Source organism: Paenibacillus sp. LRG-1, from assembly GCF_057220305.1.
In genome coordinates, this window is record NZ_CM170126.1 from 1,157,782 (window position 1) to 1,179,771 (window position 21,990).

At 50.4% G+C, this 21,990-nt stretch carries 15 protein-coding genes; all 15 read left to right on the top strand.

Translation table 11 applies throughout. The annotated features are described in order from the left end of the window. Nucleotides 1-17 precede the first annotated feature (17 nt). The 15 genes from ACUUJN_RS05195 to ACUUJN_RS05265 all read left to right on the top strand — a co-directional run bounded on the left by ACUUJN_RS05195 (nucleotide 18) and on the right by ACUUJN_RS05265 (nucleotide 21,773). Complete coding sequence (locus ACUUJN_RS05195; protein ID WP_071559124.1) at nucleotides 18-1,541, top strand: Ig domain-containing protein; 1,524 nt, start codon at nucleotides 18-20, stop codon at nucleotides 1,539-1,541. A gap of 47 nt (nucleotides 1,542-1,588) precedes the next feature. After that, a complete protein-coding gene (locus ACUUJN_RS05200) occupies nucleotides 1,589-2,797 on the top strand; it encodes an NAD(P)/FAD-dependent oxidoreductase (protein ID WP_484669347.1) in 1,209 nt (402 codons plus the stop codon). Then, nucleotides 2,794-3,792 (top strand): proline racemase family protein, encoded by a 999-nt coding sequence (locus ACUUJN_RS05205; protein WP_484669348.1) that lies wholly within the window; start codon nucleotides 2,794-2,796, stop codon nucleotides 3,790-3,792. The genes ACUUJN_RS05200 and ACUUJN_RS05205 overlap by 4 nt, the downstream gene beginning before the upstream one ends. 64 nt (nucleotides 3,793-3,856) lie before the next feature. Further along, nucleotides 3,857-4,744, top strand: coding sequence for a dihydrodipicolinate synthase family protein (locus ACUUJN_RS05210; protein WP_028543234.1), 888 nt, complete (start codon nucleotides 3,857-3,859; stop codon nucleotides 4,742-4,744). A 15-nt stretch (nucleotides 4,745-4,759) separates the two neighbouring features. After that, complete coding sequence (locus ACUUJN_RS05215) at nucleotides 4,760-6,196, top strand: aldehyde dehydrogenase family protein (protein ID WP_484669349.1); 1,437 nt, start codon at nucleotides 4,760-4,762, stop codon at nucleotides 6,194-6,196. Next, a complete protein-coding gene (locus tag ACUUJN_RS05220) occupies nucleotides 6,189-6,503 on the top strand; it encodes a (2Fe-2S)-binding protein (protein WP_068938458.1) in 315 nt (104 codons plus the stop codon). Before ACUUJN_RS05215 ends, ACUUJN_RS05220 begins: the two co-directional genes overlap by 8 nt. Next, nucleotides 6,500-6,835, top strand: coding sequence for a (2Fe-2S)-binding protein (locus ACUUJN_RS05225; protein ID WP_028543232.1), 336 nt, complete (start codon nucleotides 6,500-6,502; stop codon nucleotides 6,833-6,835). Before ACUUJN_RS05220 ends, ACUUJN_RS05225 begins: the two co-directional genes overlap by 4 nt. Next, a complete protein-coding gene (locus tag ACUUJN_RS05230; RefSeq protein ID WP_484669350.1) occupies nucleotides 6,832-8,055 on the top strand; it encodes an NAD(P)/FAD-dependent oxidoreductase in 1,224 nt (407 codons plus the stop codon). Before ACUUJN_RS05225 ends, ACUUJN_RS05230 begins: the two co-directional genes overlap by 4 nt. A gap of 86 nt (nucleotides 8,056-8,141) precedes the next feature. Beyond that, nucleotides 8,142-10,442: a glycoside hydrolase family 127 protein gene (locus tag ACUUJN_RS05235; RefSeq protein WP_484669736.1), complete on the top strand. Its 2,301-nt coding sequence runs from the start codon at nucleotides 8,142-8,144 to the stop codon at nucleotides 10,440-10,442. 438 nt (nucleotides 10,443-10,880) lie between these two features. Continuing rightward, nucleotides 10,881-11,831: a copper amine oxidase N-terminal domain-containing protein gene (locus ACUUJN_RS05240; protein ID WP_484669351.1), complete on the top strand. Its 951-nt coding sequence runs from the start codon at nucleotides 10,881-10,883 to the stop codon at nucleotides 11,829-11,831. Between the two features lie 4 nt (nucleotides 11,832-11,835). Then, entirely contained in the window at nucleotides 11,836-15,132 is a 3,297-nt protein-coding gene (locus ACUUJN_RS05245) for a DUF5704 domain-containing protein (protein ID WP_484669352.1), read from the top strand. Nucleotides 15,133-15,325: 193 nt separating this feature from the next. Next, the gene (locus tag ACUUJN_RS05250; RefSeq protein ID WP_048481493.1) at nucleotides 15,326-16,213 is read left to right on the top strand and encodes a LysR family transcriptional regulator; all 888 of its coding nucleotides are present in this window, start codon (nucleotides 15,326-15,328) and stop codon (nucleotides 16,211-16,213) included. A 195-nt stretch (nucleotides 16,214-16,408) separates the two neighbouring features. Then, nucleotides 16,409-17,629 (top strand): M20 family metallopeptidase, encoded by a 1,221-nt coding sequence (locus tag ACUUJN_RS05255; protein WP_071559118.1) that lies wholly within the window; start codon nucleotides 16,409-16,411, stop codon nucleotides 17,627-17,629. Further along, a complete protein-coding gene (locus ACUUJN_RS05260; protein WP_023987264.1) occupies nucleotides 17,626-19,044 on the top strand; it encodes a YfcC family protein in 1,419 nt (472 codons plus the stop codon). The genes ACUUJN_RS05255 and ACUUJN_RS05260 overlap by 4 nt, the downstream gene beginning before the upstream one ends. Before the next feature lie 236 nt (nucleotides 19,045-19,280). Continuing rightward, the gene (locus tag ACUUJN_RS05265) at nucleotides 19,281-21,773 is read left to right on the top strand and encodes a rhamnogalacturonan lyase (RefSeq protein ID WP_484669353.1); all 2,493 of its coding nucleotides are present in this window, start codon (nucleotides 19,281-19,283) and stop codon (nucleotides 21,771-21,773) included. The last annotated feature ends 217 nt before the right edge of the window (nucleotides 21,774-21,990 follow it).

Consider the following 21,990-nt stretch of genomic DNA (forward strand, 5'->3'; position numbering starts at 1 on the left):
GAGATGGAGGGGATCAAATGAACACGCATAAAAGGCACACCAAAATATGGCTGACTGCGCTGGCGGCTTCTCTCATTGTGGCTTTGACACCAGCTATTCCGGGTCAACAGGCTTATGCCGAGGCGGAGTCGGATGTAAAAGTCATCGACATCTTTAGTCGGACGGTGAACGATTATGGTATAGATCTGGTTGATTGGCAAGGATATCTGGCGAACCCGTATGTGAAGCTAAAAGTGAAGCCGCCAGCGGATGCCGCTTTTCCGTTAACGGTTACGTTAAATGCGCAGGGCACGTCCCGGCTGATGATGGATTTGCCTAGTACGTTGTCGGCGCAAGGTGCAAGCAAAACGCTGACTTTTGCCAATGCACAGGAGGAAAAAGATTTTCGGCTAGCCATCCATCCTGACCGGATTGGAGGAAACGGTGAAATAGAGAACTATACGCTGTCTATGTCCGTTGCCGGAAATGATGGTCACACGACCACTCAGTCCATTCCAATTCGCGTGTTGGATCAGGACGATAATGAAGAGCCCACAGTCCCTCTCCATTTTGATTACCGCTTCGATACGATCAAGCCTTATTTCAATGATGCGGCTACCAAAAAAGCCGCAGAACTGGCGGTAAAGGACTGGTTCTATTTCTTTGATCTGGCTCCTTTCGATGAGGTTCCTGCCAACGCGGAGGTAAACCATCTGCCAGGAGACGATTGGCAAAATGAAATACAGGTGACAAATGACAAACCCTACAAAGGCATGTGGGTGTTTATGAGAGGGCTGAACGGGCCTTATTCTACGGGCTTTCCAGCCACGAACGGCAATTATCATACACGTAACGGTGTGACCGTCCCGGGGAACCTGAACCGTTCCTATAGTCTGATTCTGGATTTCTATGATGATGCGATTCCATTTACATCCGTGGACGATGAAGAATGGTATCAATCCGATCTGTCCAAAGTGACGGATGTGCATGGGCTGATCATGCATGAATTCGGTCATGCGATTGTATTCAGCGACACATTCCCGGGTGTCAAAGCGCTGAAGGAAGCGGCGGGCAATGACCCGGATATTATGGCTTATCAGCACAGACCAGCCGCGCTGGACGACAGCTATCATCTCTCCGGAGAGCTTGCAGAAGTCGACCGATTGAGCGGTCAAAATGGAGGCTGGCGCCATCTGTTTCCGACCCGGCGTTGGATGAACACGAAGCTTTCGCTGCTGGTAGCAGAAAAAGCAGGCTGGCCGCTGCGTAAGGACCTGACTCCTTTCCTCGCGCCAGAAATCATGACGAAGGAATTGCCTGCACCCGTCAAAGGTAAAACGTACACGGCCAAGCTGGAGGCCAAGGGAGGCGTTCCGTTTTACGATTGGACGGTGACAGGTGGTCAACTGCCCGCAGGCTTCACACTGGACCGTTTTACAGGAACGATTAGCGGAACAGCAGGCAGCGGAGCAGGCAACAAGACGTATACGTTCACCGTACAGTTACGGGATTATGATGAGCTGAGCAAGCCTGTGACACAAAGCTTTACGCTTAAGCTGTAAAAAATACCTCTCAAACAGATTAAAACGGTCGAAGGGAGGGGAAGCGAATGAAACATGATGCCGCGGATCTGGTCATTGTAGGCGGTGGAATCATCGGTACAGCCATTGCTTATTATGCGGCTAAGTCTGGTATGAAGGTCGTGCTGGCTGAGCGAGGGGAGATTGCTGGAGGCACTTCGTCCCGTTGTGATGGAAATATATTGGCAATCGATAAAGAGCCCGGGTTTGACAGTCGAATGTCGTTGGTATCGCAGGAGCTGGTGGCAGAGCTGGCTAGGGAACTGGAGGATGAGTTTGAGTATCGTGCGCCTGGCAGTATTCTGGTCTGTGAAAACGATCAGGAGATGCAAGCGGCTGAGCAATGGGTAACCCGTCAAGAGCAGGAAGGACTTCCATTTCGCATGCTGGATCAGCAGGATTTGCGAGAGGAATGGCCGCATTTAGCCAAAGATTTGCCGGGCGGGCTGGAGTGTGCGACAGATTCCACTGTAAATCCGGTGTTGATGACGTATGCACTGGCCAGGGCCGCGCGTCGGATGGGGGCCAAGTTATTACCGCGCATGCCGATACAGTCCATCCTTCAGGACGAAAGGGGGAACGTCCGCGGGGTAGAGACGCCCAATGGCGTTATCCATGCAGGTGCAGTGGTATTGGCGACAGGTGTGTGGACACGCAGCATCGGTCATTCACTCGGTTTGGACCTTCCGATCATGCCGCGCAAAGGGCATATACTGGTGTCTGCCCGAATGCCTTCCATTGGGAACCGCAAGGTAATGGAGTTTGGCTATCTGATGAGCAAGTTTGGCGGTCAGCGGAGTGTGGATGAGCTTTATGAAAAATACGGTGTAGCGCTGGTGTTCGAGCCAACCGCATCCCAAAATATTCTGATCGGCAGCAGCCGTCAGTTTGTCGGTATGGACACAGGTGTCGATCAGCAAGTGATTCGCTTAATCGCCCGCAGAGCCATTCGCTTTTTCCCTGCTTTAGCCAATATACCGCTGATGCGGGCGTATACCGGCTTGCGTCCATGGACACCTGATCATTTGCCAATTGTATCGGCAGTGGACGAAGTACCGGGGCTGTATATCGCTTCTGGTCATGAGGGGGATGGCATTAGTCTTGCGGCGGTTACGGGTAAGCTGGTGACCGAAATGGTACGAGGTGAATCCACTTGTATTCCGGTGGAGCCGCTGCGATATGACCGATTTGGGGAGGCTTTTACCAGCCACGAGGTTCACGGGGAGGTAACCGGATGAGTGTACCGAGAATTACTACCATTGATACCCATACGGGAGGCAATCCGACGCGGACGGTCATTCACGGCGCGCCTAAGCTGGTAGGTCATACGATGCTAGAAAAAATGACTTATATGGCAGCACATCATGATGATTTTCGCCGTTTGCTGATGTTCGAGCCGCGAGGGCATGAGGTGATGTCGGGCTGCATTTTAACAGAACCTTGTCATCCAGATGCAGATATCGGTGTGGTTTTTATAGAGACTGGCGGCTATTTACCGATGTGCGGTCACGATACGATTGGAGTATGTACAGCGCTGATGGAAGGCGGGCTGATTGCTGCGGATAAAAAATCAATATTGCTGGACACTCCGGCAGGCCCGGTTCATGTGCGGCTGAAGGTGGATGCGGGCAAGGTGCGACAAGTAACGTTCACGAACATCCCTTCTTTTGTGTACCGCCGTGAGGTTGAGGTCCAGGTAGAGGATATCGGTCAAGTCACGCTGGATATTGCGTATGGAGGCAACTTTTACGGCATTGTAGAGGCGGCTTCCATCGGTCTTGCACTGGAGCAGAGCAATGGGGCAAAAATTGTACGAACAGCAGTGCAGATTCGGGAGGCAGTGAATGCTGTTGTTGAGGTAGTACATCCTGAAAATCCGGTTATTCAAGGATTGACGCATATTGAATTCTACGGGGAGCCTGTGGCTCCACAGGCCGATTGCCGCAATGTCGTCGTCATCCCACCGGGAGGTATCGATCGTTCCCCTTGTGGCACAGGAACCTCGGCCAAGGTAGCGGTGCTGCACGCCAAGGGAAAACTGGGCTTAAATGAGCCGTTTGTACATGAAAGTATCACAGGTTCCATGTTTCGGGCTGAAATCGTGGGCGAGACGCAGATAGGTCCATATCCGGCAGTCATTCCACAAATTACAGGCTCGGCTTGGGTGACGGGACATCATCAATTTGTGTTGGACCCCGAGGACCCGCTTAAAGAAGGTTTTTTGCTGATGTGAGCATTTTGCATCATTCCCGAATGCTGAAGTATGAAAATAAAGATGGGAAAGGGTTGGTAAGCATATGGCACGTTTTGAAGGTGTATATGTGGCCTTGGTTACACCGTTCACGGCAGAGCTGGAGGTAGACCATAAGCGTCTGACCGAGCTGTGCGAGCATCTGATTGCAAGCGGCATTAGCGGACTGGTTCCTACGGGATCGCTGGGAGAATATGCGGCTTTGTCCCCGGAGGAACGGTCGCAGGTTGTGCACACCGTAATTGACGCTGCGGCAGGGCGTGTCCCGGTTGTTGTCGGCTCGGCGGCTCCGTCCACCAAACAGGCGGTGCATTGGATTCAGCATGCGAAGGATGCCGGGGCAGCGGGTGTTATGGCACTGCCGCCCATTAATTACAATCCACTGCCTCACGAAGTAACGGCCCATTATGAAGCATTGTCGGAGGTGGGCTTGCCGATCATTGCGTATAACAACCCCCATGATTACAAGGTTGACTTGACTCCAGATATTCTTGCGGACTTGTCGCGAATTGAAAATATCGTAGCAGTCAAGGAATTTTCGGGTGATGTACGGCGTATTCACGCTATTTTGGATCAGACAGAGCTGGAGGTCATGGTCGGAGTAGATAATCTGGCGATGGAGGGGGCATTATTCGGCGCGACAGGCTGGATTTCGGGGGTACCTAATGCGCTGCCCAAGGAAGGGGTAGAGCTGTTCCGACTTGCGCAGGCGGGAAACATGGCGGAAGCGTCCGCGTTGTATCGCAGGCTGCTGCCGCTGTTCCACTATGATGCCAGCCCGCAATTGGTACAGTCCATCAAATATATGATGGAGCTGGCTGGATTTCCGGTCGGTCCGACACGTCCGCCCAGACTTGCGCTGCCGCAGGCGGATTATGACCGCATTCGGGAAGCATTTGAGGTGGCGGTTCGTCCAAGCGAAGTTTCATCCTGAACGGAGGTGAAGACGATGGAGAGCCGAAATTGGATCGGCGGTGAGTGGCTGAACCCTTCAGGTGAGGAAATGGTGGTTCACAATCCTTCGTCCTTGAAGGAGGAGGTCGGAGTCGTCCATTTTTCAGAAACGGGCGATATTACACAGGCCGGGGATGCGGCACGGCTGGCTCAGGCAGGTTGGGCCGCGTTAAGTCCCGCAGCACGGGGAGTTTATCTGTTCAAAGCAGCCGGGTTACTAGAGGCAGCATTACCTGAATTGGCTGAGCTGGCTAGCCGTGAGATGGGCAAGCCGATTACCGAGATGCGCGGAGAGGTCATGCGAGGTGTCCATCTGCTCCGATACTACGCGGCAGAGGGCGTACGATCCATCGGTACAGTCATTCCTTCGAATGAGCCGGGAGTGCTCCAATACACGAAGCGCATTCCGCTGGGTGTAACGGCAGTCATTACGCCGTGGAATTTTCCGGTAGCTATTCCGCTATGGAAAATCGCCCCTGCACTCTTGTGCGGAAACACGGTCATCTGGAAGCCTGCCGAACATGCTTCATTAACTGCAGTGCGGGTCGCCGAGCTATTCGAGGCGGTGCAGCTTCCGCCCGGAGTGCTGAACTTAGTCATTGGGCAAGGTAACCGTATTGGCGATGCCTTACTGGAGCATCCGGTACTGGATGCGGTCAGCTTCACGGGTTCTACTGCTACAGGTTTGGGCATTGCCGAGCGATGCGCGCGCCGTAACATGAAGTACCAGACCGAGATGGGCGGTAAAAATGCCGCCATTGTGCTGAAGGACGCGGATGTAGCACAGGCGGTGGCGATGATTGTTAGCGGAGCTTTCCGTTCAGCCGGGCAAAAATGCACGGCCACCAGCCGGGTGATTGTGGAACAGTCTGTCTATGAGACATTCACGGAAGCCTTACGCCAAGCGGTGGAAAAAATACAGATCGCTCCGGCGCTTGACCCCAGTGCGTATCTTGGACCTGTGGCATCGGCAGGTCAGTATGAGAAGGTCATGTCCTATGTATCACTCGCCCGCCGGGAAGCCGATATTTTAGCCGAAGGTGGAGCCGCCGCCGGGACGGATAACGGATATTATGTGCGTCCGATGGTGGCGACTGGACTTGATTCGTCCCATCCATTGATCCAGGAGGAGATTTTTGGACCTGTGATGGGGGTAATGCAGGCGGACGACTTCGAGGATGCGATTCGACTGTGCAATGATTCTATTTATGGATTAAGCGCCTCTCTATTTACCAGCGATTTGCGGCGGGCTCACCGGTTTCTGGATGAGGCGAACGCCGGTATGGTCCGGGTTAATCAGGAGACGGCTGGTGTCGAATACCAGGCTCCGTTCGGCGGTCTGAAGCAATCCAGTTCACATACCCGGGAACAGGGCCAGGCGGCGCTGGATTTTTATTCAGCGATTAAAACCTGCGCGATCAGCTATGAGTAAGCGGGCGACGGGACGAAGTGAGACGGTTGAGAGCGCATCAGGTCATTTGCTCGTATGTCGCTGTGAAGAAGTGAGTATCGCACAGATGGAGCAGGCCTGCCGCATGGGCGTGGACACCGTGCGCCAGCTTAAAATGGCTACGCGGGTGACGATGGGGGCATGTCAGGGCAGGGTATGCCGACAATTGGTGGAGTCATGGTTTTACAATCAGGTTCCTGCCGCCCGCCGGGAGGCGGAGCTGTTATCCCAAAGGCCTCCCGTGCGTCCCGTAACGTTCGGGCAGCTGGCAGAGGGAGGTTCCTTATGAGCCGCATGCGTATTGTAAATCACCCTATTTTGGGACCAAAGCCGGAACGGCGGCAGGTATCTTTTATTTTTGACGGTCGTCCTATGCAGGGATTGGCCGGAGAGCCATTGGCAGCAACGCTGCTGGCCAGCGGTGTCCGTTTGCTGAGAAGGCATGAGGAATCCGGTACGGCTAGAGGTGTATACTGCGCCATTGGGCATTGTAACGAATGCCGCCTGACGGTTCATCCGTTCGGTACCGTCCGTTCCTGCCTGACCAAGCTGGAGGAAGGTATGGTGGTGGAAACCGGACGGCAACTTTCGAATGAAATCACAGGGAGAATTGTGACATGAATGAAATGGCGCATCTCATCGTCATTGGGGCGGGTCCCGCCGGATTGTCCGCAGCGGTATCGGCTGCTGAGCAAGGATTGCCAGTCACGGTACTGGATGAGTTTACAGAGCCGGGTGGACGCATGCCCGGGCAATATCATGAGGAAGGCAGTCAAGGCTGGTGGGTTGGAAAACACGTTTCGGATGAGCTGATTACCCGTTGCAGGGAACTTGGGGTGGACATTCGCTGCGGCGTTTCCGTACATGGTATGGAATATACAACGACGTGGGAAATTTCCACTTCCTGTGGATTGTTCACTGCGGATTACGTATTGCTGGCGACTGGAGCTGCTGAAATTCCCGTTCCGCTGGATGGCTGGACGCTGCCGGGCGTGATGTCCATCGGGGCCGCGCAGGTGATGACCAACGTTCATTACGTTAAGCCAGGAGAGCGAGGCATCATAGTGGGCATGAACGTATTGTCGATGGCGATTGCTCGCGAGCTGTCCGTCGCCGGAGTGAAGGTGGCGGCGATTACACTGCCGTGCGCTAATCCGCTGGCTGGTGCGGCGGCAGATCCGACAGCCTCCGCGAAGCTGCTGCTTCAGCTGTCGGGGCTGGCCCCTGCCGCCTGGATGCGTGCAGGCGGCAGGCTCGCAGCTGCGATGCGGATGGAGAAACTCATCGCGTGCTGCTATCCCCACAGAGGCTTCCGTCTGTGGGATATCCCGATCCGGTTGCGGACAGCAGTGCTGTCCGTCAACGGGCAGGACCGGGTCGAATCCGTGACCCTGGTCCACGTTAAACCGGACGGCTCGCCTATTCCCGGCAGCGAGCGCGTCGAACCCGCCGACTTCGTGGCGCTGAGCGGCGGCTTGTACCCGCTCGCCGAGCTGGCGGCGGTAGCCGGGTGCAAATTCGTGTACAGCCCTGAGCTAGGCGGGCATGTTCCACTGCATGGTGAGCGAATGGAAACCTCGCTCAAAGGGCTGTACGTTGCCGGCAATATTACCGGCATCGAAAGCGGGCTGGTCGCGATGGCCCAAGGTCGATTAGCCGCCGCTTCCATGCTCCATGCCGCTGGACTCGGCGGAGCAGGCGGGGAACAGCGGGTACAGGAGGCGATCCGTGAGGTCCATTTTGCACGCAAGCATGCGCTGATTCAGTTTCATCCCGGCATTACAGAGGCGAGAACGCAGCTGTACCAGCAGTGGGGGCAAACCTCTGGCAGCGGCGCGTAACGGCTCATTGTGTTTGATATGCATTTTTTTATCCCAAATTCGCCTTAAAGGAGGAACGGAAAGTGACTCTTAAAGCAAAAGCCCATATGAAAGCAAGGCCGTTCGCACTGAATGAGGTGGTATTGGCTGAAGGTCTCTTCAAACAGGCGATGGAGCTGAACCGATCTTATCTGTTGGAGCTTCAACCAGACCGCCTGCTGGCGCGTTTTCGGGAATATGCCGGACTTACGCCCAAAGCGCCTCAGTATGAAGGCTGGGAAGCGATGACTATTTCCGGTCATACACTGGGACATTACTTGTCCGCTTGCTCCATGATGTATGCTTCAACGGGCGATGAGCGTTTTAAAGAAACTGCACATTACATTACGGATGAACTAGCCGTTTGTCAGGCGGCGCATGGTGACGGATATGTATCCGGTATTCCAGGGGGGAAGGAACTTTTTGAAGAGGTGTCTGCTGGAAATATTCGCTCGAAGGGCTTTGACCTGAACGGTGCCTGGGCACCCTTGTATACACTGCACAAGTTATTCGCTGGCCTGCGGGATGCATACCATTTGACAGGCTGTGACAAGGCATTAGGTGTAGAGCGCAAGCTGGCGGACTGGCTCGGAGGAATTTTGAAGCCGATGAGCGATGAGCAGATACAGCAGATGATGTTTTGTGAATATGGAGGCATGAACGAGGTATTGGCAGACTTGTATGCGGATACCGGGGAAGAGCGCTACTTGCGGCTGGCTGAGTGCTTCTGGCACAAGCTGGTGCTGGACCCGCTTAGCTCGCAGGAAGACTGTTTGCAGGGCATTCACGCCAATACACAGATTCCGAAGCTGATCGGGCTTGCCAAGGAATATGAGCTGACCAATGATACGAAACGCCGGGCAACGGTGGAGTTTTTTTGGGAGCGGGTGGTGGATCATCATTCGTATGTCATTGGCGGGAATAGCTTTGGAGAATATTTTGGCGCGCCAGATGGCTTGAATGATCGCATCGGGCCTCATACGACGGAGACGTGCAATACCTATAACATGCTTAAGCTGACCAATCATCTGTTTCAATGGAATGCTTCCGCCAAGGAAGCGGACTTTTATGAGCGAGGTCTATTCAATCATATTTTGGCTTCGCAGGACCCGGTTCACGGGGGCGTAACGTATTTTCTGTCGCTGGCGATGGGCGGGCACAAGCATTTTGAAAGCAAATTTGACGATTTTACGTGCTGTGTCGGCACAGGAATGGAAAACCATGCGAGCTACGGCAGCGGCATTTATTTTCACGATCACGATAAGCTATATGTCAATCAGTTCATTGCCTCCACGCTGGAATGGAAGGACACAGGCGTTACGCTAAAACAAAATACTTCCTATCCAGATACAGATCATACGACGCTGGAGATTCAATGCGATCAACCTGCCTCATTTATGCTACTCATCCGCTATCCATATTGGGCTGAACAAGGAATTACCATTCGTGTAAATGGCAAGGAGCAATCGGTTGTATCGGAACCGGGCAGCTTTGTCTCTATCGCCAGAACGTGGATTGACGGTGACGTTGTAGAGGTGACGATTCCGATGTCGCTGAGACTGGAGCAGATGCCAGATAACCCGGATCGGGCGGCTATCATGTATGGACCGTTGGTGCTGGCAGGCGACCTTGGACCCTTAGAAGATCCTAAAGCCAAGGATTTCCTGTACACACCAGTATTCATCCCCCAAACGGAAAAGCTGGATGCCTGGATTCAGCCCGTGGAGGGCAAGACCAATACGTTTCGTACCTTGAATGCAGGGCATCCCCGGGATGTGGAATTATCTCCTCTGTATAAAATGCATGACCGTACGTATTCCGTATACTGGGACATTTTTACCAAGGAAGCGTGGCAGGAGGCGGAACAGGAATATACAGCGGCACGCGAAAAGCTGGCGATTCTGGAGCAGTGCACGATTGATTTTGCCCAACCCGGAGAAATGCAGCCGGAGCGAGATCATAACTTCCAGGGAGATGCTTCGACTCGCACCGGATATGTGAATAACCGACCTTACCGGAATGCGGGAATTGACGGCTGGTTTTCTTTTGATCTGAATACAGATCCGTCTGCTCCGATGCTGTTGGTCATTACCTACACAGCTACACTGGAAATGCCTAACTGCGGTTTTGATATTTTGATTAACGGTCATCCGCTTGAGCATTTTAGTGAAGGCTTTGATGAGGCCGATAAGTTTTACAACGTTAATGCTGCTATTCCGGCTGCATATCTGGAGGGGAAGGATCAAGCGACAGTGACCTTCAAGGCCAAGCCGGGACAGCGTATCCGCAGATTGTTTGGGCTGAGGATGGTCAACAAGGACGTATATGAGCAACTCTATCAAGCTGGAAGTTCAGGTATACATGAATGATCTTTGAAATGTTTCGTGAGAGAAAAGTAACGTTTGATTTTTAGTCCGGTATGATTTATGATGTAAGAAATATTGGATGATGCTGGAATAATCCATATGGTGGTATGAGCTGATATATTCATAGTTTTGTTGCGCGTGAAGCACACGGGCTGTTTCTTCCTTCATAGGGGAGAGGCAGCCCTTTTTTGTTGATATTTTGCGAAATATAAACTTTTTTAAAGAGTCAGTTCTATGATTTAGGGGGAGGGATTGCTCAATAGAGTCTATTTGTTTGGAATGCTTTGTATTTAGAAGTTTTTCTTATAGATTTTGTAATAGGGAAACTCTATAATATATAAGTTGTATCCAGTATTTTCCGAAAGTGGGGGTGCGATAAGTTTATGAGATTAGAGATGATATACATAGTTTAAAGTTTAAGTTGACAAAGGGGATAGAGAGATGAGTATGAAAAAATGGATGTTGAGTTTGGTCGCAGTCACGTTGCTATGGGGCGCGACAAGTACGATTCCAACGACGGAGGCAGCAAGCAGCACCAAACCGATTGAAGTCTTGTTAAACGCGAAAAAAATACAGTTTCCAGATGCTAAACCTTTTCAGGATAGCAACGATTATGTGATGGTTCCGATTCGTTTTGTATCCGAGGCATTGGGGGCTAAGGTTGGCTGGGAGAAAACAGGCGGTCAATTGGCTGTGTCGATTAAAAATGATGCACATGCTGTTAACATGACAGTGGGTCAAAACACCGCTACCGTGGATGGGCAGACCAAAACGTATGAAACGAAGATTATTTTGAAGCAAAACCGTACTTTTGTGCCGCTGCGGTTGGTAAGTGAAGGCCTGGGGCAAACGGTGGAGTGGGATAAGGTCAGCCGCTGGGTCTGGATTGGGAAGAAGGAAATTGCTGCGCTGGAGGATACAGGGCATAAGGCGGTGAGTATTGAGCCGTATAAGAAGGCCATTAGTACAATTCCCAACCTCATGAAGAACGTTGTTGATGGTACGACATACGAGAAAGTGGTTATTTTCAAACAATCTGATCTGCCTACTAAGTTACTACGAGAAATTTATTCTGTTGAGCCTTATACGACACCTAAAGGTGTTCCTTACCTACGGGTGAGAGTAAAAACAAGTTCGAGTACAGCGGCCAGTATTTTTTACCTGACCAAGAACAAGGATGCACGCCTCCGTCCTCCACTGGATGAGTTGACGCAGGACAATGGTGATGGTACAAAAATGATTTATTACCCGATCTATTCGTCTGCTGATGAGCTTTTCCAGGGAATTAGAAATTATAAGTCTTTCAAGCTGGCAGACATTCAGTACATTGGATTTCGCTTGCAAGGCGATGGTTATATTCCAATGATGGTCAACCCGTGGAAGGGTAATTAAGCACATGAAGAACACCAAACGAATTCTGGCCGTATTGCTGGTGGGGGTACTGCTTTTGTTGCAGCTCTCACCTTTTTCTTTTCCCACCGATAAGGTGGCAGCCGATTCAGAAGAAATCACACCGCTGTCCTACTATCCAGACAAGAATGCCCGCTATTTTGTTGGGATGATGTACTTCGATATGTGGATGAACACCGCTGGTAAATGGGTAACCGACGGTGGAAAAGAGCCAGGAAAAGGGATGCACGGTGAGGCGAAGTTCACGTACAAATTTAATTTTCCTGGTCGTAAGATTAAGAGCGTTGAAGCAAAGTTGTATAATCCAGCAGCGGAGGTCAACAAAAATAATCCTGATTATAAAAAGTATTTTTCAAAATCTCGGTTTGATGATTACATTGAGTATGTAGATTATGTAAGTGATGGTACGAAGGAAGACGACATTCTTCCCTATCAAATAAAGGGGGTTGGAACGGATACAACCATTATTCCAATCACCGTAAATATAAAACTGGATGCGATAACTCAACCTAAAAACATCAAGGAAGAGAGCTGCCCGAACTGTGCCAAAGAGGTCAAAGCGTACCGTATCTACCAGCCCATCCTGTTCAAGATCGAACTGGAGAGCAGTCTAATCGTCAAGCATTTTACAACTGATGGAAAATCACTTAACAACGTATTTACACCAATAGAAGATGAACTAAAAGCTGATCAACTGTATGATTTTACCCCGCCAACCAACCCGAAATATGAGTATGTGGGTTATAAGAAAAGCACGACCGGTAAACCGCCAAGCGGAGATATTTTGCCGGGAATTGTACCCGGATTTACCTATGACGGTTCTTTTGAGCAGTTTACCGCTTATTTGTATTACAAAGAAGCTCAGGGCTGTCCTAAGCCTGGAGAAAGCCAAGAGGGAGCACCCTCAGATTGCCAAGATAATGAACAACCAACAAAAGGTGTTGTCTGCTCCCGCCCCGTTCCAGGTCTGCGCTTGGAAACTGCCGAACTGGACCCGACAGTATCTGCCGTTATCAAAGCGGACCAGCGTGGTTGGGAACGATTTGACGTATCCAAAGGTATTCCTACATCTGAAAGCCTATACGGTCATGTGCAAGCGAAGAGATACCTTTTTCAACATAAGTTTGTGAACATGACAGGCCAGTGTACATATACAGTGAACGTAAAACGGGAATATCGATTGACCTGGCGGCCTAAGAAAAAATCTCGACGGAGTGAGACCGTGAAGCGAACCTATACTTACCAAATCGTCCGTCCATACTCATATTGGACGATAGATAATTTGGAGGTGTACGGCATTAAGGAGGCTACGCTCCGAAATTATGCGTTACCTAATGAAACAATCACTTTGCGTCCGCAATCCTATACACCCCCTTCCTATATTGCAGCGACTCAGGGCAATTTTTATCCGCCCCCTGCACCCGGGACAGTGGATGGCGGTAGCCGTAGCAAAAACGGTGGCAGCAGCAAGCCGAGTGTACCTGATGACCGTAGTGCACTGAAATCCAAGGCAGAGGGGGCTGTTAAGGAAATCGAAGTGGAAAACGACACTCTAACCTTTGAAAACAAGATCATTATGAATCCGGAGCGCGTTAAGGTGAATGGCCCTAGGCCAGGCGTTATACCCTCTTCCGGAGCGATTGGGCCGGATGTGCTGTACAGTCCGGATCATGTGATTGATAAGTATAAGATAAATAAGTCCAATACGCCCAGCAGCGGTGACATCACTTACGCTATTCTCAAAGGGAATATCAATGGAGGTGCGGATAAAACGTTTCCGATACAGGGAATTAATACGGTGACTGTTCACACTCCCGTAGTGAATCTGTCTAAAGTGTCGGACGATGCTGCTCATAACCAGAAAACCCAACCTACGAAAGGACGATCCGCGCTTATTTTGGAGCGCCCTTTCCGGGTGACGATCTCGACAGCAGGCCCACATTTAAATATTCCTGGCTATGGTGATCGGGAGTATGCCAAATATGTACGAACCAAGCAGGTGCGATTTCCGTTCGATGTCTACGACAAAGGGAAGACACAATTTTATCCGCGGGGTACCTGGATCGACATTCCGGTGCAGCAGCTCGACACAGACTTTTATTTGCCCGTATGGGTGGATGAAGGCAACTATACAGTTGAGTTCCGTACCATTGCCGAAAATGCACCGGACGGGTTCACCGAACAACGCCATGCCAACACGGATATCGCCCATCATGTTGCCAATGATGTGGTGAATATTGAGGTCATCGGACGGATGTACGATTTTCATATCACGGATATTGCCGATTACCATTGGGAGCGGGTGTTTCGGCAGCGAAAAGGAAGCTCGATGCATAGTGGCCTGTCCTATTGGACGGGGCTTGGCAATATTGACGGGTTGCCTAGAGGGAACCCGGAGCCATTCACCTTGCCTGTTCGTCCCGGCAGTCACCCATATGAAGGTTATGCAAATGTGGCGGTCAAGACAGGCTATCATTTCAAGTTTGACCTCAAAACCAAAGGCAATATGTTTAGCGCCAAGGACGGTATTCGCATCACGCCATCGTTCTATTGGGTGAGCAAAGATGGGCGACAGCGGGAAGAGGTGGATCTGTATACACATTCCGGCAGTCGAAAATTTATCCGTTTGGGATCGGCGGAGGACCGGGAAAAGCGATATGTTATTTTGAATGAACGGCTACGCAATGTGCCGATGGAGGAAATGCAGGACACGTCAGCCTACCAATACAAGCATGAGCTGAGTGAAGCACAGCAAAGCCAGTTGACACTGGAACGTTATGTTTCCCTGTATGCCCACCGTATTGCACGCAGCAAGACCTGGATTGGACGTTACGACTGGCTGGTACTGCCTGCGGCTGTGCGTACCTTGATTGGTCCGAAGACAGACCTGCCAGATGGGGTCAACGTGGATCGCGCTAATGCGTCGATTCAGCGCTGGTATGGTGAATATAGCCTGCCTGCTGATGTATACGCAGTCACCAAAGGCACGGATTTGCGCGAGGTCAGTCGCCGTCAGGAGCTAAACGAGCATACAGATATATTCAAGAAAACGGGCTTTATCGTCGTCAACTTTAATGTGGAGTCACTGCGTCAGGGGGACACCGAGCATCCGCATTTACAGTATATAAATGGTCCGCTATTGAACCAGTGGCAACTGGAGGGTTACCGCCGAGAGATAAAAGACCCGTACGGGCATATCTTTCATTTACAGGACGGGGATGTAGTATTTTATCATGCGGATCAGTCCAGTCGGGACGATTTCAGTTCATTTGTCCCTCACTAGCTTGCAGTAATCAAGACGAATCCTAATCCATAACTAGCGCGAAAAATACGAAAACGGACAATGGAACAATCCACTGTCCGTTTTTTTATGCCTAAGTTTTTCATACGTTATAATAGACCGATATATCTGGGCTTTTTTTACGGAGAACAAAGGAACGGCTAAACAAAGGAATGATTGAATTGAAGGAGTGATCATGGTGGATGAAAAGGATTGTTTAATGTTGTGCTACATTGCAGAAGAACAGAGCATGAAACGTGCCGCCGAACGTCTATATATTACACAGCCTGCCTTGACCTACCGTCTGAACCAATTGGAAAAGGAGTTCGCTGTACCTCTCATTGTACGCGGGAACAGAGGAACGAAGCTGACCATGGAAGGGGAGCGACTGGTGGAGTATGCCAAACGGAATTTGAGGGAACTGACCGAATTAAAAGAAGCTGTCATTCACCTGAGAGGGGAAGTAAAAGGTACGCTGCGCTTGGGAATTTCAAGCTATTACGGACATTATCGGCTACCGCCGATTCTTAAAAGCTTTAAAGATATTTATCCTGACGTGCAATTTTCAGTCACCTGCGGACTCAGTGCGGAAATCTATGAGATGCTGCGCGGGGATGAAATTCATCTGGGTGTTATCCGCAATGATTATCCTTGGTCTGAGGGAAAGCATCTTCTTCATGAGGAGCATATCTGCGTGATCTCGAAAGAAGCTGTAGAGCTTGAGCAATTGCCGGAGCTTCCAATGATTCGTTATAAGGACCCGGGGAAGCCGCAACTTTCCGGTCATATGTATTCCTCGTTCAACGAATCGGTACAGGCATGGTGGAGTGAGAGAATAGGCCGTGCACCACGAGTTTCTATGGAGGTGGATAGCTACGAAACCTGCAAGGAAATGGTTCGGCACGGACTGGGATATTCAATCGTACCCGAAATATTTATCTCTCCCAAGGATGAACTGTATGCATTTAATTTGATTCGTAAAAATGGAGATCCTGTCCTGCGTAGAACATGGATGTTGTATAAAAATAAATCCAGCCGTCCTATGGCAGTGGAAAGATTTGTAGAATGGATGCTCCAGTCTTGAGGCTGTAAATACATTGAATATACGTAATTAATGGTGAAAAATAGCGTATATCAAGGACAAACATGTCATATATAAAATAATTTTAAGGATAAAGCCAAAAAATATTAAATTTACTTCACTGGTCTTCGCTTATACAATGTTGAATATTGGTTGTATAATTATTCGTTATTGCGAATGAAAGGCGGTATTCCATTGATGGATTTAACAACGAACGGACATAATGGCAGAACGTCATCCCATGAAGAGATTTTGAAGGCTGTAGATGCAAAGGATCATGAGTTGCGGGAGCTTGCCCGAACAATACATACCCATCCTGAATTGAGCTTTCATGAATATCAGGCTCAGGGATGGCTCACGAGTACACTGGAGCAAGCTGGTTTTGCTGTGGAAAAGGGGATTGCAGGACTGGAAACCTCCTTCCGCGCCGAATGGGAAGGGAAGCCCGGCGGACCGACAATTGCTTTGCTGGCAGAGTATGACGCACTTCCGGTGATCGGACATGCCTGCGGTCACAATCTGATCTGTACCGCATCGGTCGGAGCAGCCATAGCCCTAAAAGAAGCGATATCGGACCTACCCGGACGTATTGTGGTATTGGGCACACCCGCCGAGGAGGAGGGCGGCGGCAAAATCATGATGTGCGAGCATGGTGTGTTCGACGGCGTGGACGCCGTGATGATGGTGCATCCACAGAATAAAACGATGGTTTTACGCGGGGGACTGGCCTGCGTGGACGCCACCTTCACGTTTCATGGCAAGCAGGCTCATGCTGCATCCTCCCCGGAGAAAGGCATTAGCGCGCTGGATGCTATGATCAATGCCTTTGTGGCGATTAATTCGGTTCGCCAGTTCGTTACCAGCGACGTACGTATCCACGGCATTATTACCAAAGGCGGGGATGCTCCCAATGTCGTGCCGGAGCTGTGCGAGGCTGTGTTTATTTTACGGGCGCAAACCGTCGTCGGTCTGGCTGAGGTGAGGGACAAGGTGTATCGTGCTGTTCGTGCGGCGGCAGAAGGTATGGGCGCGACGGTGGATATTGTCGAGGGGCTTATTTATGCGGAGCGCAATACCAACAAGAAGCTGGCGGCTTTGTTCCAGAGCAAGTTGGAGCAGCTGGGTTTGGAGGTTCACGAGCCGCCTGCGCAGGGAGGGATCGGCTCGTCGGATATCGGCAATGTCAGCCAGATTACTGCAGCGATTCATCCTTATATCCGATTGGGTGACGCGTCCACGCATACGCCGGAATTTGCCCGGCTTGCTGGAGCAGAGGAAGGCATGATTGAAATGAATTATGCCGCCAAAGCGCTGGCACTGACCGCTTATGATCTGGTAACCGATCCGGTGGCTTTGAGAGAGGTACGGACTGAATTTGAACAATGGCAAGCGTTGAGAAACGGGGGAGCATCCGAATGAGTAGCAACACGACCGTACCGAGCGGTCCGAAGAAATGGCTGAAAATGCCGCACACCTTTGTCATTCTTATTTTCCTGACCTTAGTGGCTGGAATATTGACTTATGTCGTTCCCGCTGGAGAGTTTGAACGGGTTAAAAATGAAACGACCGGCAAAACGCTGCTCGTTCCCGGTTCGTACGCTCATGTCGATCCGAATCCGGTTACGCTGTGGGACATCCCAAAATCCATCGTATCCGGTCTAGTCGATTCGGCTGATGTTGTCTTTTTCATTCTAATCATTGGCGGTGTCTTTCAGATTATTACTTCCTCGGGCACAATTGAGGCGGTGACCGGAAGAGTTGCGAGGTCTTTTTCCAACAAGGGGTTATGGGTCATTCCCGTGTTTATCACCTTGTTTTCCGTAGGTGGTTTTACCATGGGAATGTCCACTGAGGTGATGGTATTCGTGCCGATTGGTATTGCCATCGCCCGGGCGTTGAAATTTGATGCGTTGACGGGTACAGCCATGATTTCGCTGGGAGCCTCCTGCGGGTTTACCGCCGGGCTGCTGAACCCGTTTAATGTCGGATTGGCACAGGCGATTGCGCAAATTCCTATTTTTTCAGGGCTGTGGCTTCGTGCCATCCTGTTGGTCATCCTGATCGTTATTACGAGCTTATATATTATGCGTTATGCCAGTAAAGTGAAGAAAAGCCCGGAAAGCAGCCTCGTTTACGAATTGGAAAAGAGCGCTGAAGACAAGCCGGTGGATCTATCCAATCTGCCTTCCATACAGCTTAAGCATATCCTGATCATTTTGACCGTTATAGTAAGCTTCGCGATGTTAATCTGGGGAGTGTCCAAAAAAGATTGGTGGATGGAGGAACTGGCTGCCCTGTTTCTTTCGATGGGAGTCATTTCCGGCTTTTGTGCAGGCTATGGGCCAAGTCGCATTGCGACAGAGTTTGCCAAAGGGGCCAAAGATATCACTTATGGTGCCCTGATCATTGGTTTTGCACGTTCCATCGTCGTCGTGCTGGATCACGGCAATGTGATTGATTCGATCGTTAACAGCCTTGCTATCATGGTGGGACATCTGCCGGAATCCGTGCAAGTGCTGGGTATGTATGTGTTCCAAAATGTCATGAATGTATTTATTACCTCCGGTTCGGGGATGGCAGCGACGACGATGCCCATTATGGTGCCGCTGTCCGATCTGTTGGGTATTACACGGCAGACCACAGTCCTTGCATTCCAGTTGGGAGATGGATTTTCGAATATGATTTTGCCTACTTCCTCTGCCTTAATGGGGAGTTTGGCGGTGTCGGGTATTCCATATCAGAAATGGGTTCGCTTCTTTTGGCCGTTACTGGCCGCTTGGTTCGTACTGGGTGCAGTATTCGTGGTTGTAGCTCAAATTATTGGGTATCACTAAAATATAAAAGGAAAATTAGATATATATTGAGTCCTCAGTATGCCGTTAACAGGCTTGGTGAGGGCTGTTTTATTTGGAATGAGTAAACAACACGGTTTTGTGTAGAGAAATCCTCGGATATTTAAACGCGTTTGGGGGAACGGCAAAACTATAATAATAGGGAATTTAATTTATGTAAGCGCAATCATTTCAGGTATTTGCTTGTCATCACAATACATTCGAGGAGGACGACCTGGATGACTCAAGGGAAAGGCGCATGGCGAAAGGGAAGCTTGACCGCCGCGTTGGTAGCGATGCTGGCGATGACGGGGACGACTGGAGGAGTGGCTGCGGAAGACTTGTCGGAACCGACGCTGCAGGCGGAATCGGCAATCGCAGTTGAACAGAACCGTAGCGGCAGCATTCAGCTGGAAAAGCTGGATCGAGGACTGGTAGCTGCGGTGACGCAGGAGGGGGTATTTTTAAGCTGGCGGTTATTGGCTCAAGAAGTGAACGGTTACGGTTCAACGGGGCTGACAGGAGCGGACTTTAACGTATATCGTGACGGTAAGAAGATCGCGACAGTGACCGACAGTACCAACTATGTAGATAAGGAAGGGAATGGGAAATCGGTATACAGAGTAGCTTCAGTCGTTAATGGACGGGAAAAGGATCGTAGCGCCAAAGTGAAGCCATGGCAACAGGGTTACTATGAACTTCCTCTCCAAAAGCCTGCTGATGGCGTAACACCAGCAGGTGAATCCTATACTTATTCGGCCAACGATATGAGTGTGGGGGATGTGGATGGAGACGGACAATATGAATTTTTTGTAAAATGGGACCCGTCGAACTCCAAAGATGTATCTCAGAAGGGGTATACCGGAAATACGTATGTCGATGCGTATACGGCCGAAGGCAAGCTGTTGTATCGGATCGATCTGGGCGTGAATATTCGATCAGGTGCGCATTATACACAAATGATGGTGTACGATTTTGACGGCGATGGTAAAGCCGAGCTGATGTTCAAAACGGCTCCAGGGACCAAAACGATTTCTTTTGATAAGAAGGGCAAGCCGAAAAAAGAAAAGTATATTACTCTTCCACGTGAGGATCGCAAAGCAGGGATTACACATGAGGACGATTACCGTTTGAGTCGCTCGGATTATTATGAGCATGTGGTGAACATGTTTATGAACTGGACGAAGCATGAAGAAGTGGTCAAGGGACAATGGCCTGCTACGCTGGAGGAATGCTTTGGTATCGCTCCGAAGTACAATTATCCGTTATCCCGAAAGGATGCGGAAAGCCTGACAGACTACTTTATGGATGTATACGCGCCTTCACGGAGCGACAAAAACAAGCTTAGAGAGTTCGAGGGCTTCATCGTCGATGGACCGGAGTATTTGACGATTTTCAAAGGGAAAACGGGAGCTGAGCTGGATACCATCCGCTATGAGCCGGAGCGTCATGACGATGGCCTCATGTGGGGAGACTACGCCATGGCCCGAATTGAACCCGCCAATCGTGTAGACCGCTTCCTGGCAGGTGTGGCTTACTTGGACGGACGCAAGCCGTACGCCGTATTCGCACGCGGCTATTATACGCGTTCCACTTTGGCCACCTACACATGGGATGGTCGCCATCTCCAAAAACATTGGATGGTGGACAGTGGCTGGACACCGATGACCAATCCATTTAACGATAGTCCGCACGGGCGTGATGGAACGGACCCGAAATTTGGCACCTTGACCACACAGGGAGCGCATTCTTTGAGCGTGGTGGATGTGGACGGTGACGGCAAGGACGAAATCGTATACGGTTCCGCCACGATTGACCATGATGGCAGCCTGTTGTACAGCTCATTTGATGTCATGCCTCCTGAAAGCGCAACTCCAGGTCAAACCGCCAGATTGGGACATGGCGATGCGCTGCATGTGACCGATATTGACCCGGATCGCCCCGGCAAAGAAATCTTTATGGTACATGAAGGTGGCACCTACGCTCCATATGGCTATTCTTTGCGGGATGCCAAAACGGGTGAAATCATTTACGGCGCATATTCCGGCAAGGATACAGGTCGGGGAATGGTCGGTGACATAGATCCGGATCAGCGAGGTCTGGAGACGTGGGCCATAGGCCTGTGGACCGCAGCGGGTAAACAGCTGGATACGAAGATGCCAGGTACCAATATGAGTATCAAATGGGCAGCTGATATGACCACACAAATCGTAAACGGTGCAATTGATGTAACCCCAACCATTGAGGATTGGAAACGAGGTACATTGATGACCGCCACTGGAACCAAAACGAACAACTATACGAAAGGAACTCCATCGCTGGTAGCCGACATTTTCGGAGATTGGCGGGAGGAAATGCTCGTCCGCACAGCGGATAGCTCGGCAATCCGTATCTATCTGAGCACAGAGCCTACGACGCATAAATTGTACACGTTGATGCATGATCCGCAATATCGCACGGATGTGGCGCGTCAAAATACCGGGTATAACCAACCTTCCTATACGAGCTTTTACTTTGCGTCCGATATGGATTGGGCGAATGTACCGATTCCCAAGCTCTACACGCCAAAAGCCTTGATGGAGGAAGAGAGCAGTGATGAGGTGGATGAGGCAAAGACAGCGGAGGTAGATGAAAAAGAAGTCGATGAAACGAAAATCGATGGGGCGGAAATAGATGCGAAGGAAATAGAGGGAGAGCCAGTAGTTCCAGTAGTTCCAGCAGAGGATTTATAAACCAATAGCTGAAGACTAAGATCTATTTCGGCGTATAAATTAGTTAATGGATTTAGAAAAATGGCAAGTCTCTGAATGATTTAGAGTCTTGCCATTTTTGCGTTCTTAATGCTTAAGAGTGTAGGTAGCTCTATTCAGGGTCTGTATTGATGGTTAGAAAAGCCTTAATAGTGAGGGAAACGCTGAAAGCAGCGGAGAGGACGGAACGATTGCGAAA